Here is a 14,628-nt window from a genome sequence, read left to right on the forward strand (position 1 = left end):
CTATCTTCGCCTCCTGACTGCATAGGTCCGCTCGTCGCTGGACTTAATAAAGGCCAGCGCACCCCATGTGGCCATCATGCTGCTGCCGCCTGCACTGATAAACGGAAGTGTCACACCGGTAAGCGGAATGATATCCGTGCTGCCGAAAATATTCAGGCATGCCTGAAACAGCAGCATTCCGGCAGCAGCGCAGGCAGTAATGGAATAGAACGTGGAGCGGGAACGCGTCACGTCACTGCGCGCAAACAAAATAAACAGCGCAATCACGCCCACAATAACAACGGACATCAACAGGCCCAATTCCTCATTGAGCATTCCGAAAACGAGGTCACTGGTGTTGGCCGCAATCGTGGTATAGCCTTTCAGCGGGCTGATGCCGCCGCCGAGACCGCCGTTGCCAATACCCACGCCGAACAGACCGCCGCTGGCGGAATAGGTCAGCACACGCGTCTGCTGCAAGCCCTTGTCATACAGATACGCCGGCTCCCAAATGTGGTGCCACACGGCAAACCGTTCTTTGACATGGCTAAACATTCCCAGCACGGTAATAATGCCGACACCGGCCGCCGCAATACTCAGCACGATGGTGCGCACCGAACCGGAACGCATAAAAGCGATAATCAGAAACGTTGCAAAAAAGACAGCCGCGCCGCCGATATCTTTCTCCAGAACCAGGATACCCATGACACACACCAACAAGCCAATGAAACCAATCAGGTTTCGTTTGGTCTGCAAACGGTCCAGTGTAGCGGCACCAGAAAAGATAAATGCCAGTTTGACAAATTCACTGGGCTGCAGAGATATGCCCGCAAAGTAAATCCAGTTTTTTGAGCCGTTAACACTTCTGCCGATAACCAGCGGCGCCGCCAACAACAATACGCCAAAAATGGCAATAGGAATCCGCCAGCGGTTCACGCGGTCCAAATCCTTCATAAACCAAATTAGAAAGGAAAACAGGAAAATGCCCGCTATCATCATTAGGACCTGCATATAAGCGGCATTCATGGTCGGATGAAACAGGGTAAGCTGTGTCGGTGCTGTCTGGGTCTTTGTCAATTTTTGACGCGTACCGCACAGCAGTGCAGTACCAATCCCGCACAAGGTAAACGCCAGCGTTTCCAACTCAAAGTTGACACGACCCAGTACATACCGGGAAACCATATAATAAATCCACTCGGTCATCAGGACCATAACCATAGGCAACAGCGGCAGCAGCGAAAACTGCTTGTCCGCAAAAAATGCCTGTACAAAACACAGAAGCTGTATGACCACTCCCAGCGCCAACAGACCCGCCGGATGCGGCTTGTGCCGGGAAACGCGCCGCGGCGGTGCCACATTGGCATCCGTTACACGGCGAAAAATCAGATTTGTGCGGCCAATGCCAATTAAATCGCCCGGTATCACCTTCACTGTGCCGCGGATACGCTGTCCATTTAAATAGGTTCCGCCTTTGGAGCCGGTATCCGTCAGCAGCCAGCCGCTTTCCCGCCGCATAAGGACCGCGTGGTCACGGCTAACTGCACTGTCTGTCAGCACAATGTCGCAGCTGGGGCTGCGGCCAAGGCTGTTTTCCCAGTACAGCACAGGAATATTCTTTCGGTTTTTCTGGTTTTCCAGAAAAACCACCGGCTCCTCACGGCGGCGTCCCGCCCGCATAGATGTGTAACAGCAAATTGCCAGAAACACCATCAGTATGGCTGCTACGCCGCGCAGCGCAAAGAAGACCGGTGTCAGTGTAGAAAGCAGCGCCGAAATATTCGACACATGCGCACCTCCCTGTATCGTTCGTTTTCATTTGTTCTTTAGGTTCCTTGTGAAAAAAGAAAAGACAGCAAAAAATCAAGAAGCGGTGCCTCTTGATTTTCATGATGCTGTCTTTTCAGTATACCCTTTTTCACTTGGTTTGTAAAGAAAAAGCACGGGCTGTAAACGCTACAATTCCAGCTCCTGCATCAGTGTCGGCAGACACGGTTCAAAGCGCACACCCCACAGCGGATTTGTGCCCGCCTCATGTGTGCGCCGGACAGCGGCAGCCGTAAAGTCCACTGCCAGCTGCAGTGCACTGCGCAGATGCTTCTGGTGCAGCAGTGCCCCCAGCAAAACCGCGGCGAACAGGTCGCCTGTTCCCTGATAGCTGCCCGCGATACGCGGCCGAAACGCATAGCTGACTTCCCCCGAAGTGCGGTCATATCCCGCCGCACCTATTAGTTCCGGCGAAAACCACACGCCGGTCAACACTGCCACGCGCGGACCCAGTCCTGTCAAGCGGTGCAAAACAGATTCCACATACTGACGCGTACAGGGACCCTCCCGATACGGCTCTCCCAACAGCATCGCCGCCTCTGTACGGTTCGGCACCACCACATCCGCCTGCCGGCATAGTTTTTCGGTACCAGCCGCCATTTTCTGCGTATATGTATCATATAAGCGTCCATCGTCAGCCATTGCCGGGTCCACCAAAACCAGTGTATCCTTCTGACGAAACTGCTGCAGGAACTCCTGTACCACTGCAATTTGTTCCGCACTGCCTAAAAATCCTGTATAGATACTGTCAAACGGAATATGCAGCTCTTTCCACTGACGCAAAAAGCCGTGCATCTCCGGCGTAAGGTCACGCATCGTTACGTCCGGCAATCCACCCGTATGGGAGGACAGCACTGCTGTGGGCAAACAACAGACTTCATGCCCCATGCAGCTGAGCACCGGCAGAATAACACTGAGGGAACATTTGCCGAAACCGGACAGATCGTGAATAGCCGCTACTCTTTTTTGTTCTGAAAACATTTTCTCACCTCAAACCGTTTTTACAGAACATAGTACCACCCTGTTACAGCGAAATGAAGAAAAACCTGTCGCAGAAACTGCCTTTTTCTCACAGCCAGCAGATTTTATGCCTTGGGCGGCATTTGGCGCAGATGGTCCAAATAGCCCTGCAAAATAATGGTTGCCGCGACCGCATCCACAACGGATTTCCGTTTTTTCCCGCGGACGTTGCTCTCATTCAAATACCCATGTGCCGTAATGGTTGTGCCGCGCTCGTCCCACAAAGTGACCGGCACACCTGCCGCCGTCTGCAGCTTTTCGGCAAATTCGCGGGCACCCTGCGCGCTGGCACCCTCGGTTCCGTCCATATTGCGCGGCAGGCCAACAACCACCTGCTGCACACGGTTTTCCTGGATTCTGCTGACAATGCGCAGCAGCAGTTTATCCCAGTTATAGGAAGGCTCCACCCCCAGCGGAGAAGCCAAGAAACAGCTTTCATCACTCAGGGCAAGCCCCGTGCGGGCATGACCGAGGTCGACGCCGAGAATTCTCATGCTCGTTTCTGCCCCCAGCCCATTTTTTTCATAACAGACATATCCTGCCCCAAATGTGCCGCGTCACCCATGCGCAGGACTTTGCAGCTGCCGTCATCGGCAAAAGTTACTTCCGAAATGGAGGTGTTGTCACACAGCGGCACCATGTCAATTTTAGAAAGCGGCAAACCCAGTGCCCTGCAGAAAAAGCACCGCAGCGCACAGCCGTGTGTGGCGATACATACCGTCACTTTCTGATTTGGTACATTTCCTTTTTTTATGATTCTCTGAACGCCGTTCCAGACACGGTCCTGTACCTGTTGGATATTCTCGCCGCCGGGCGCCTGAAAGTCGGCCAGATGATTCTGCCATGCGTCCGCTTCTTTCGGAAATCGAACGGGCAGTTCGCTCCACTTCAGGCCTTCCATACCGCCCACATCAATCTCCAGCAGGCTGCTGTCCGTATACAGCGGTACATGATGGTACTGATTGATAGCTTCAGCCGTTAGGCATGCACGTTTCAGCGGGCTTGTGTACATGGTCTGAAATGGCACATTACGCAGCCGAACCGAAACCGCCTCCAACTGGCGGCGGCCGAGGTCCGTAATGTCACTGTCTCCACGGCCCTGGTAAACGCCGTCCACATTTCCGCGGGCCGCACAGTGACGCACCAGATAAAGGTCTACCAAGGGCGCACACCCCCCGTCAGTTCTGTTACATTTGCAATGGAATGATTATTCAAATACTCTTCAAGACCTTTCAGGATTTTAACCGGCGCATAGGGGTCCGTGAAGAAAGCGGTACCGACCTGAAACGCCGACGCACCCGCCAGCATCATCTCCACAGCATCCTGCCAGCAGGAAATTCCACCCAATCCAACGACTGGTATCTTTACACGGCGGGCTGTCTGCCAAACCATTCGCACTGCCACCGGAAATACCGCCGGGCCGGAAAGGCCGCCGGTGTTATTGTGCAGGACTGGACGCCGTGTACGAATATCAATGCGCATACCCGTCAGTGTGTTAATCAGTGAAACAGCATCGGCACCAGCCGCCTCTGCCGCCGCCGCATTTTCGGAAATGTCCGCTACATTGGGAGAAAGTTTCACCATCAGTGGCTTTTTGCAGTGCTTTCTTACCTGCGCCGTAATGTTTTCCACCCCTTCACAGGTAACGCCAAACTGTACGCCCCCTGCCTTTACATTCGGGCAGGAAATATTCAGTTCTATCATATCAACGATAGAGTCGCTCAGCCGCTCCGCCATGTCGCAGTAATCTTCAGGTGTTCTGCCGGCAATATTGGCAATCACCACGGTTCCCTGCTGTTTCAGCCACGGCAGGTCCTCCCGCAGGAAATGTTCCACGCCGGGATTCTGCAGGCCAACCGAGTTAAGAATGCCCGATGGTGTTTCCGCAATGCGCGGCGGTGGATTGCCCGGCCGCTCCTCCAGTGTAATGCCTTTGCAGGAAATGCCGCCCAACACAGAAAGCGGGTAAAACTGTGCATATTCCCGACCGAATCCGACGGTGCCGCTGGCGCCAATCAGTGGATTGGCAAACGGAACGCCGGCAATGTTCACTCGCATATCCGCCATTACTGCACCCCCTGTTCCCAAGCAATCCGGCTTGCTGGAAAGACCGGCCCATCCTTACAGACATGGCCGTAATACTGGCTGCCGTCCGGCCTGTACAGCGCCGTGGCACAGCCCAAACACGCGCCGACGCCGCACGCCATGCGCTGTTCCATAGAAACCCAGCACGGCACTTTTCGCTCGGCACACAGTGCCGCCACGGCCCGCAGCATGGGCAGCGGCCCGCAGGCACAGCACACATCAAAGGAAAGTGTCTGCAGTACGCCCGTTACCAGGCCGTGAAAGCCGGCGCTGCCGTCATCGGTAGCAAGGTGCACTCGGCACCCGGCCGCTGTGAAATCGTCCGCCAGAATAACCGCCTCTCGGCTGCGGAAACCCAGCACCGCTGTTTTCTCACCGGAAAAGGCTGTTGCCGCGCCCAGCAGCGGCGGCACCCCAATGCCTCCGCCGACAAAGACTGCACGCTTTTCGGCCATCTGCTGCGGGAAGCCATTCCCCAGTGGCGCCAAAATATCCAAACTGTCCCCCGGCCGTACTTCAGAAAGCTGCTGCGTTCCTTCCCCGCGTACCTGCACAACAAAGCGAAGGGTATCCGGCCCAATGCCGCAGATAGAAATAGGACGGCGCAGAACTTTTCCGGGAATACGAATTTGTGCGAACTGCCCCGCTTTTGCAAGCGGCGCCAGCTTTGGTGCCGACACTGTCAGGCTGAAAATATCCGCTGTCAGCTGCTGCCGTGCCAAAACCGGACAAATTTCAATATCGTATTTCATCGGATTCCTCCAATTTCCGAAACGATGTCGTCACGCATGCGCACCGCTTCTTTCGCCGCGGCTGCAGCATAGTCGCGTTCGTCCGCACCGGTTTTCTGCCATGCCGTTAAAATACTGCGGGAGGCGTTGACAACTGCGCCCAATCCGCGTTCATCAAAGGCAGGCGCCACATCTTTGGCACCGCCGCCTTGCGCTCCGTAGCCCGGCACTAAGAAAAAGGTATGCGGCAGTGCCCGGCGCAATTCCGCCAACTGCGCTGGATAGGTAGCACCGACTACGGCGCCAACGCGGCTGTAGCCGTATTCACCTCGGGTATCTGCCCCCCACTGCTCACACAAACCGCCAACCGTCGCGTAAAGCGTCTTTCCGTCCGCAAACGTGCGGTCCTGTAGTTCGCCGGACGAGGGGTTACTGGTTTTGACTAACACAAATGCAGAACGGTCATACCGTTTGCATACCGGCAGCAGCGGCTCAATGCCGTCCGCTCCCAAATAAGGGTTAACGGTCAGCGCGTCCCCCGCAAATGCCGGCAATGCCTGCCCGGCTACTTCGGTTGTACCCAAATGTGCCTGTGCATAGGCCTGCATGGTGGTGCCGATGTCATTGCGTTTGCCGTCCAGAATGACATACAGGCCTTTCTCCTGTGCGTAGCGGATGGTGGCCTCCAATGTGCGCATTCCCTGCCAGCCGAACTGCTCATAATAGGCACACTGCGGCTTGACCGCCGGCACAATGGATGCCAGTGCGTCAATGATGCCTTTATTAAATTGCAGAACCGCGGCCGCGGCACCTTCCAGAGTCTTGCCGTACTGGCTGTAGGCCGCATTCAGCATGGATTGCGGGATATAGGACAGCTTCGGGTCCAGCCCAGCAACTGTCGGGTTCTTTTTTGCACGGATTGCTTCAATGAGTCTGTCCATGAGTAGCTCCTTATAATTTGTATTTGAATGATATCAAAATCGTTTCATTATGGATTTTTCCCGTCCTGATACACCAATTTTCCTGCACAGTAGGTACGCTTGACACGGCCGCACAGATTTCTACCCTTGAAAACGGCATTTTTGCTTTTGCCGTGCATCTTTTCGGGGTCCACTATCCAGTGCTCTTTTGGGTCAAATAGTACAATATCCGCCGCCGAACCGGAAAGCAGCCCTCCGTATGGCAGCCGCAGCAGTTTTGCCGGCGCAGCGCTCATTTTGTACAAAAGCTGATTCAAAGTAAGATGTCCGGGCTTTACTAAATAGGTAATGCCCGCCGCCAAACTGGTTTCCATGCCGATAACGCCGTTGGGCGCCATAAAGAAGTCCCCCTTGTCATACGGCGTATGCGGTGCGTGGTCCGTTGCAATGACGTCAATGGTGCCGTCCTTTAGCCCCGCAATAACGGCGCGGCGGTCCTTTTCCGTACGGAGCGGCGGACTCATGCGCAGGTCGGCATCCTTGCCGCGCAGGGCTTCCTCTGTTAGCGCGAAATAGTGCGGCGCCGTTTCACAGGTAACTTTTACGCCGCGCTTTTTCGCGGCACGGATAAGTTCCACACTGTGCTGGCTGCTGACATGGCAGATATGCACAGGTACCCCTAATGCCTCCGCCAGCGCCAGTTCCCGTGCAATGCCGCATTCCTCTGCGGCCGCAGGAGCACCCGGCACATCCAGTTCCCGGCTGACTTTTCCCTCATTCATAATACCGTCCGCTGTCAGTTCCGGCACTTCACAGTGGGAAACGACTGGCAGCCCAAGGTCGGCCGCCTCTTTCATGGCTTCTGCCATCAGGTGAGAATTTTCCACCGGACGGCCGTCGTCCGACAGCGCCGTTACGCCGGCCTCTTTCAGCGCCTTTAAGTCAGTGCGTTCTTTCCCGTGCAAACCAACTGTCAAGGCACCTGCCACGCGCACACGGGCACTGGCATTGCGGGCTTTTCGCAAAATATAGGCCACCGTATCCGGCTCATCTACTGCCGGACTGGTATTCGGCATACACAAAAGAGTGGTGACACCACCGGCCGCCGCGGCACGGCAGCCGGTAACAATGTCCTCCTTTTCTGTATAGCCCGGGTCCCGCAGGTGAACATGCATATCCACCAGTCCCGGCGCAGCAACCAGACCGGTGCAGTCCACCGTTTCAGCATCTGTCACGTCAATATGCCCGCCGGCACCGATAATGCACCCATGCTCCAGCAGCAGGTCACCTGTCTGCGGAGATGGGCGTTCCGGGTCAGCAAGGCTCGCGTTTTTCAGCAAGATCTTCATGCCAGGTCCTCCTTCATTTTCTGTTCAGTATTATACAATATTTTGCGGGAAATGGACAGACCTTTCCCAGAAAGAAAGGAACGGGCTGCGGCAGGGTATTTCCTGCGCAGCCCGTTCCTGATTTTTGCTTGTGTTTTTTACCGAATAACGCGTACACGGATAACTTCTTCGGAAGCGTTCAGCTGTTCCGCCACTTCCGGCTTAATCTCACCGGTGACGTCCAAAATAGTATAGGCGTAATCTTTGCGGGACTTCGACTGCATATTCTCAATGTTAATGCCCATGTCCGCCAGCTTTCCGGAAAAGCGGCTGATGGTATTGGGAATATTGCGGTGCAGAATGCAGATACGCTCGCCGTCGCGTGCCATGGAAACTGCCGGCATATTGACGCTGTGGCGAATGTTGCCGTTTTCCAGGTATTCTTTCAGCTCATCTGCTGCCATACGGGCACAGTTTTCTTCGCTTTCCGGAGTGGAAGCACCCAAATGCGGCAGTGCAATAATATTCGGATTGCTAATCATTTCCGGTGCCGGGAAGTCCGTTGCATAGGCCGCTACCTTGCCATTTTCCACGGCCTGCAGCATGGCCTTGGTATCCACCAGACCGCCGCGCGCAAAGTTCAGCACGCGTACGCCCTTTTTCATTTTAGAAAGGGCGTCTTCACCAATCATGCCCTTGGTGTCCGGCGTCTGCGGAACATGAATGGTAATATAATCGCAGTCCTGCCAAATCGTGTCCAGCGTACGGGCATGGTGAACCGAGCGGGACAGTCCCCAAGCGGAATCTACCGACAGGAACGGGTCATAGCCATACACTTCCATGCCCAAGCTTTTGGCTGCGTTGGCAACCAGTACGCCGATGGCACCCAGACCGATAACACCTAGCTTTTTGCCGCTGATTTCCGGTCCGGCAAACTGACTCTTTCCCTTTTCAATCTGTTTGGGAATATCGCTGCCAGTCAATGTTTTGCACCATTCAATGCCGGGAACAATTTTGCGGGAAGTGAGAAACAAGCCGCACAGCACCAGCTCTTTTACAGCATTGGCGTTGGCACCGGGTGTGTTGAAAACGACAATACCCTGTTTACTGCATTTATCCAGTGGAATATTGTTGACGCCGGCACCGGCACGGGCAATCGCCAAAATTTTATCAGAGAACGTCATATCCAGCATAGAAGCGGAACGCACCATAATGGCGTCCGGGTCCTGTACATCCTGACCGGCTTCATATTCTTTGCCAAAGCGGGCCGTGCCCGCTGGGGAAATCTTATTCAGGTACTGAATTTTATACATGCTAAGATCTGCCTCCTGTTCAGCGGTTTTCTTTCTCAAATTTCTCCATGAAACTGACCAGCTTCTCTACGCCCTCGTAAGGCATAGCGTTGTAAATAGAAGCACGCATACCACCGACGGTGCGGTGGCCTTTCAGGTTCACCATGCCTTCATCCTCGGCTTTTTTGATAAACTTTTTGTTCAGTTCATCGCTGTCCGTGACAAACGGCACATTCATCAGGGAGCGGTCCTCCGGCACAACGGTGCCATGGAACAGCTTGCTGTTGTCCAGGAAACTATACAACAAGTCCGCCTTCTTGTGGTTTCGCTTTCCCATTTCTTCCAGACCACCAATTGTATTCTGAATCCATTCAAGTACCAGCATACAAATATAAATTGTCCAGCACGGCGGGGTGTTAAACATACTGCCGTGGTCTGTATGTGTTTTGTAGTTCATCATGGTTGGCGTCATTTCCTGTGCATGGCCAATCAAATCGTCCCGCACCACAACGATTGTCAGACCGGCCGGAGCCAGGTTTTTCTGTGCACCGGCAAATACCAAACCGAACTTGCTGATATCCAGCGGCTCGCTGCAGATGCAGGAAGAAATATCCGCTACCAGCGGCACCTTTCCAGTCTGCGGCAGGTCATGATAAACCGTGCCGTAAATGGTGTTGTTCATGCAGATATAAAAATAATCCGCGTCCGGTGTAAAGGCAGCAGGGTCCAGCTTCGGGATATATGTAAATGTTTTATCCTTGCTGCTTGCCACAACATGAGTCTGTCCATAGCGGGAAGCTTCTTTCCACGCTTTGGTGGCCCACTGGCCGGTCAGCACATAGTCCGATTTATGGGAACCATTCATCAAGTTAAACGGCACCATGGCAAACTGGCTGGAAGCGCCGCCCTGCAGGAACAGGACCTTGTAGTTATCTGGAATTTTCATAACGCTGCGCAGGAGGGACTCTGCACGGTCGATGATGCCCTGGAACAGACTAGATCGATGTGACATTTCCATGACAGACTGGCCGCTGCCCTGGTAATCCAGAATTTCTTCACCAGCACGGCGAAGAACTTCTTCTGGCAGCATGGAAGGACCTGCAGAAAAGTTGTACACACGTTTCATACGACTAAACCTCCAATTTTTATAAGCAGCGGCGGCGCCTTTCGGCACCGCACTTTCAAGATTGTTAAAATTATATCGCTTTAAAATAATAAAGTCAACAAAGAAAATGATAAAATATGCAATTTTGGCTTTCTTCCTGTGCAAAAAGCGCCGCTGAAGCATCTTTTTGTCTGTAAATTCCGCTTTTCAGTAAAATGGAGAAAAACCAGTTTGAGAAAGCAATTTTTTGAAAAAAACGAAGTCTGCCTCCCGTTTCACGCGTGTTTTGTCGGAGAACGGCCTGTAAAAAATAGGTTGTGCACAAAGAAGCGGACAAAAATTCCGCTGCATTTTTCTCAGCCGCTATCCTTCAGTATATGCGGGTATACAGTCAGCTGAACCATGTATAGAAAGGAAGCCCCGGTTTCCCGGCTCTTTCAAATGCTTTTTTATTTTGGCGCTGTCATTTCGAGCGTATTTCCTTCGCTGTCCAAAAATTTCACAACCCAATTTTCACCGATTTGGGTAATCGGAAAAGTCACTTTCTTTCCGGCACATTTGCACCTAAGCGTGTCAAGGTTCGGTATGGAAAAACTGGGCAGGCAGCTGTTTCCATAGGTATGCGCTTCTCCCCTCTTTTGATACGCAAACAAGCCCTGCCGAAAGCCTTGCAGGTCAAACACGCTGTAAATCTCCACGGTTCATTTGTTTGACACACAGATAAAGCGAATTGATTTTACAGTTCATTTTGCAGAAAGGCTCTCTGGACAGCGGGCAGCGCCGCTGTCACAGGCAGCCTGTGCTACTGCTTTTGCCACTGCCGGCACAACCCGCGGGTCAAAGGCTTTCGGCAAAATGCACTGCGCCGACAGTTCTTTTTCCGCCAAGATACCCGCCAGCGCATAGGAAGCCGCCGTCTGCATCTCATCGTTAATGTCATTTGCCCGCACATCCAGCGCACCGCGAAAAATGCCGGGGAATGCCAGCACATTGTTAATCTGGTTTGGAAAATCAGAGCGGCCGGTTCCTACCACAGCCGCACCGGCCTTCAATGCTTCTTCCGGCATAATTTCCGGTACTGGATTGGCCATAGGAAACACAATGGGGTCCTTCGCCATGCTGTGAATCATTTCCGGCTTCAAAATGCCCGGTGCAGAAACACCGATAAAAACATCCGCGCCCTGCAAAGCGTCTGCCAAACTCCCCTGTTTATGTTCCTGATTGGTCAAATGGCCCATTTCCTCGTGGGCAGGATTCAGGCCCTCCATTCCTTCGCACAAAATACCAAAGCGGTCGCATAAAATCAGGTTTTTTAGACCCAGACGCATCAGGTGCTTCGCAATAGCGATACCCGCACTGCCCGCGCCATTGATGACACAGTGTACGTCCTGTATTTTGCGGCCGGTCACCTTCAAGGCGTTCATCAGTGCGGCACCGACAATAATCGCTGTGCCGTGCTGGTCATCGTGAAAAACCGGAATATCGCACATCTCTTTCAGCCGTTTTTCCACTGTAAAGCAGCGCGGTGCGGAAATGTCCTCCAGATTGATGCCGCCGAAGGAACCGGACAGCAGATAAATCGTGCGCACCAGTTCATCTACATCTTTTGTTTTCAGGCAGATAGGGACCGCATCAATATCCGCGAATTCCTTAAAGAGCACGCATTTGCCTTCCATAACCGGCATACCGGCTTCCGGCCCAATGTCGCCCAGCCCCAGAATTGCCGTGCCGTCCGTGATAACTGCCACGGTGTTCCACCGGCGCGTCAGGGTGTAGCTTAAAGATGGGTCCTTCTGGATGGCAAGGCATGGCTGTGCAACGCCGGGGGTATAGGCCAGCGAAAGGTCATGGCTGTTTTTCACCGGCACACGGGAGTGGACCTCCAGCTTTCCCGCCCATTTGCGGTGCATCTGCATGGCTTCTTCTTTAATGTCCATTTTATCCTCCTGATAGTTTTAATTTTGACGCAAAAACAGGAATTGTCTACAAATAATGTACCACACAGCTGGCTGTGTTTGCAACCGCATCCAGCGAACAAACCTGTTTGGTTCGCAAAACCAATGAAAGCTATTTAAAAAAATTTTTTCTGCATATTCCAGCTGCCGCCGCCATAAAATAGTACCATTATCCCAGTGAAAAGCTACACAAAAAGAGAGCGGCCCCGGCGGCCGCATGGCGGCCTAACCGGAACCGTTCTCTTTTCGTTCCCTAACTTTGCAGAGCCAACGCTCTTTCGGTATTTTTACATCTACTGCATTGGTTTCACCCGGATGTTCTGTGTCCTTCGAGTACTCCAGGTGTTTTCTACTGCTTTATTGGAGACATCTCATCTTCTTATGCCCCGCAGGGCTGCCTGCTGAATCAGGCTTTATGTTGAGGCTGCCAATTCCAGTTCACTCTGAAGTGCTCGACCTTTTTGTACCGCTCGTAACAAGTATCCTTCCTTTCCAAGAAGATAAGGCTCTCATCCTGTCTTTGGGAATCAAATCCTTTCTACTGGTCTGGTCACTTTCGGTTACCTTACGGGCTTCCAAAACATCTAAACACTGTACATTGGACTACATTCCCTCCGCTTATACGGTGCTGACGCATTTTGGCTGTCGGCGGTTACTTTTCAGATGACAGGCATTTACCGGATACCTGCTCCCGATTTCATCCGTCCGTATCGCTTTGTGCAGTCCGCACCAGCTTTTTTGCCGTTGCCCTTCGCCCGCCTACTTTGCCGTTTGCCGGTTTTGCGGCTGTCCGACTTTCTGCTGCGGCGTTAAACTTTATCGGCTCGGCCGCTGCACCCTGCAGCTGGCCGGAGGCCCTTACAGGGGACTCCTTGTGTCAGTTTTCAGCAGCGCAGCCGCACACAGACTGCACTGCAAAACTGCCGATCGGTTCTTCGTCCATGGGACTCGCTCCTTTCCTCACTGGCACTACTCACAGTACCCGCTTTTTATACTTTCACAAGGAACCGGCTGACATTTCCGTTTTTCCGCCTCCCGTACTGCAGGTACCTTTTTTGGTGCCCACCTGCGGTCGGCTGTTGTGGTTCTGTCTGCCTGTTTCCTTGTTTCTGTCTATAGTATAGTGGATTATGTGTAGATTGTCAATACTTATTTTATACATTTTGAAATTTTTCTATAGAAAATGCCATTTTTCGCTCTCCTGTCAAAAAATTGCATCTTGACTTCTTTCCTAGCGCTGTGTACAATAGGACTTGTGAAAAGCACCGGCGTACGTCCTGCTTTTCCATGGTCCGTTTTTACAGCAGCATAAAGAAATCTGCCGGGTGCCATAGCCCCGGCTGTGTGGAGGCAACTTCTGTAATGAGCAACGAATTTGGCCCCGACCTGTTCACACTGGTCGATGAAGAAGGACACGAGCATGAATTCGAGGTCCTGGATGTCATTGACAACGACGACGGCACGTTTTATGCGCTGCTGCCTACCTTTGAAAATGCCCAGGACAAGGTAAACGACGAGGGAACTTACTACATCTTTCAAAGTTACGACCATGACGGTGAGCAGGAGCTGGCCGAAGTGGAAGATGATGCTCTGCTCAACAGTCTGGCTGCACAGTTTGAAGAACACTTTGCAGATTTATACCCCGATGACGGGGCAGCTTTTGAGGATGAAAAAGACTAATATTATGGGACGCTTCCTGCCCGGTACGCGGACCTGTGCATAGAATAACCCTACAATTTTAAATCGGGAGTTTTGTTCCGGCGGTGGAACGCAGACCTCCCGGCCCTCGGGCCGGAAGCTGGGAGTACGAAGCCGCCGGGCGGACACCCACCTGTCTTTCGTAGGCAGGTTATTTCTGCACTTTACGGCCGGGCGGGCCTTTGAAAATGATATGAGCCGTTGCAGCACAGTTTTCTGTGTCTGCAGCGGCTCTTTTTGATAGACGGAAAAAAGAAAAGCATATCCGGCTCGCTTATCCCGGATATGCTTTTCTTCTATCCTTTCTATCACAGAATTGAAGGTTTTATTCTACGTTCTTCGTGGCAATCATGTCAACACCCGTGCCAGCCACATTTACTTTAACCACATCACCAATTTTGACTGGTGCTGGAACAGAAATGCCAACCAAGTCATGTACACAATTGAAAATTTTACTTTTGGGGACATCTGTGCGTGTTTTGCAGGAAACCGTCACGGCACCAGTTCTGCTGCCGGACACACGTACAGAACTGGTGACAATGCGTGTCGGATTGGTCACTTCTTTGCGGGCATACGCGTCACCGCGTGGGCAGGTATTTCCAGTGACAGAGGTCACTTTGCCGCCCGCCATGGCAACAGTTATCTGGCAGCCAAGTGGGCAGCCAATACATGTAAGATGTTTTGTATCCAT

14 protein-coding genes and 1 other RNA gene are annotated in these 14,628 nt (G+C 52.7%); 2 read left to right on the top strand and 13 right to left on the bottom strand.

Going from position 1 to position 14,628, the window contains the following annotated elements; genetic code table 11:
- From GJQ69_RS08250 to GJQ69_RS08305, 12 genes are all read right to left on the bottom strand, one after another.
- Positions 1–1,764 carry an FtsW/RodA/SpoVE family cell cycle protein gene (locus GJQ69_RS08250; protein ID WP_236849675.1) on the bottom strand — a complete coding sequence of 588 codons (1,764 nt, stop codon included), beginning with the start codon at positions 1,762–1,764 and terminating at the stop codon, positions 1–3.
- 168 nt (positions 1,765–1,932) lie between these two features.
- The gene (locus GJQ69_RS08255) at positions 1,933–2,784 is read right to left on the bottom strand and encodes a pyridoxamine kinase (protein ID WP_086035207.1); all 852 of its coding nucleotides are present in this window, start codon (positions 2,782–2,784) and stop codon (positions 1,933–1,935) included.
- A 104-nt stretch (positions 2,785–2,888) separates the two neighbouring features.
- Positions 2,889–3,317, bottom strand: coding sequence for a Holliday junction resolvase RuvX (ruvX, locus tag GJQ69_RS08260; protein WP_086035206.1), 429 nt, complete (start codon positions 3,315–3,317; stop codon positions 2,889–2,891).
- Positions 3,314–3,985 (bottom strand): histidine phosphatase family protein, encoded by a 672-nt coding sequence (locus GJQ69_RS08265; RefSeq protein WP_086035205.1) that lies wholly within the window; start codon positions 3,983–3,985, stop codon positions 3,314–3,316. The genes ruvX and GJQ69_RS08265 overlap by 4 nt, the downstream gene beginning before the upstream one ends.
- Entirely contained in the window at positions 3,979–4,890 is a 912-nt protein-coding gene (locus tag GJQ69_RS08270; RefSeq protein ID WP_086035204.1) for a dihydroorotate dehydrogenase, read from the bottom strand. The genes GJQ69_RS08265 and GJQ69_RS08270 overlap by 7 nt, the downstream gene beginning before the upstream one ends.
- A complete protein-coding gene (locus GJQ69_RS08275) occupies positions 4,890–5,660 on the bottom strand; it encodes a dihydroorotate dehydrogenase electron transfer subunit (protein WP_086035203.1) in 771 nt (256 codons plus the stop codon). Before GJQ69_RS08275 ends, GJQ69_RS08270 begins: the two co-directional genes overlap by 1 nt.
- Positions 5,657–6,580: an orotidine-5'-phosphate decarboxylase gene (gene pyrF / locus GJQ69_RS08280; protein ID WP_086035202.1), complete on the bottom strand. Its 924-nt coding sequence runs from the start codon at positions 6,578–6,580 to the stop codon at positions 5,657–5,659. Before pyrF ends, GJQ69_RS08275 begins: the two co-directional genes overlap by 4 nt.
- Before the next feature lie 47 nt (positions 6,581–6,627).
- Positions 6,628–7,908, bottom strand: coding sequence for a dihydroorotase (locus GJQ69_RS08285; protein ID WP_086035201.1), 1,281 nt, complete (start codon positions 7,906–7,908; stop codon positions 6,628–6,630).
- 137 nt (positions 7,909–8,045) lie between these two features.
- A complete protein-coding gene (locus tag GJQ69_RS08290; protein WP_086035200.1) occupies positions 8,046–9,200 on the bottom strand; it encodes a phosphoglycerate dehydrogenase in 1,155 nt (384 codons plus the stop codon).
- 19 nt (positions 9,201–9,219) lie between these two features.
- A complete protein-coding gene (serC, locus tag GJQ69_RS08295; RefSeq protein WP_086035199.1) occupies positions 9,220–10,305 on the bottom strand; it encodes a 3-phosphoserine/phosphohydroxythreonine transaminase in 1,086 nt (361 codons plus the stop codon).
- 428 nt (positions 10,306–10,733) lie between these two features.
- The gene (locus GJQ69_RS08300) at positions 10,734–10,967 is read right to left on the bottom strand and encodes a VOC family protein (RefSeq protein ID WP_338031346.1); all 234 of its coding nucleotides are present in this window, start codon (positions 10,965–10,967) and stop codon (positions 10,734–10,736) included.
- A 60-nt stretch (positions 10,968–11,027) separates the two neighbouring features.
- On the bottom strand, positions 11,028–12,221 hold the full coding sequence (locus GJQ69_RS08305; protein ID WP_086035197.1) for an NAD(P)-dependent malic enzyme: 1,194 nt from the start codon (positions 12,219–12,221) through the stop codon (positions 11,028–11,030).
- Between the two features lie 1,380 nt (positions 12,222–13,601).
- Here GJQ69_RS08305 and GJQ69_RS08310 point away from each other — a divergent pair.
- Positions 13,602–13,919, top strand: coding sequence for a DUF1292 domain-containing protein (locus GJQ69_RS08310; protein ID WP_086035195.1), 318 nt, complete (start codon positions 13,602–13,604; stop codon positions 13,917–13,919).
- Positions 13,920–13,929: 10 nt separating this feature from the next.
- Positions 13,930–14,122: non-coding RNA, 6S RNA (gene ssrS, locus GJQ69_RS08315), on the top strand.
- A 140-nt stretch (positions 14,123–14,262) separates the two neighbouring features.
- Here ssrS and GJQ69_RS08320 read toward each other — a convergent pair.
- Entirely contained in the window at positions 14,263–14,628 is a 366-nt protein-coding gene (locus GJQ69_RS08320; protein ID WP_086036801.1) for a DUF1667 domain-containing protein, read from the bottom strand.

Origin of the sequence: Caproicibacterium lactatifermentans (assembly GCF_013315815.1) — a bacterium.
GTDB lineage: Bacteria > Bacillota > Clostridia > Oscillospirales > Acutalibacteraceae > Caproicibacterium > Caproicibacterium lactatifermentans.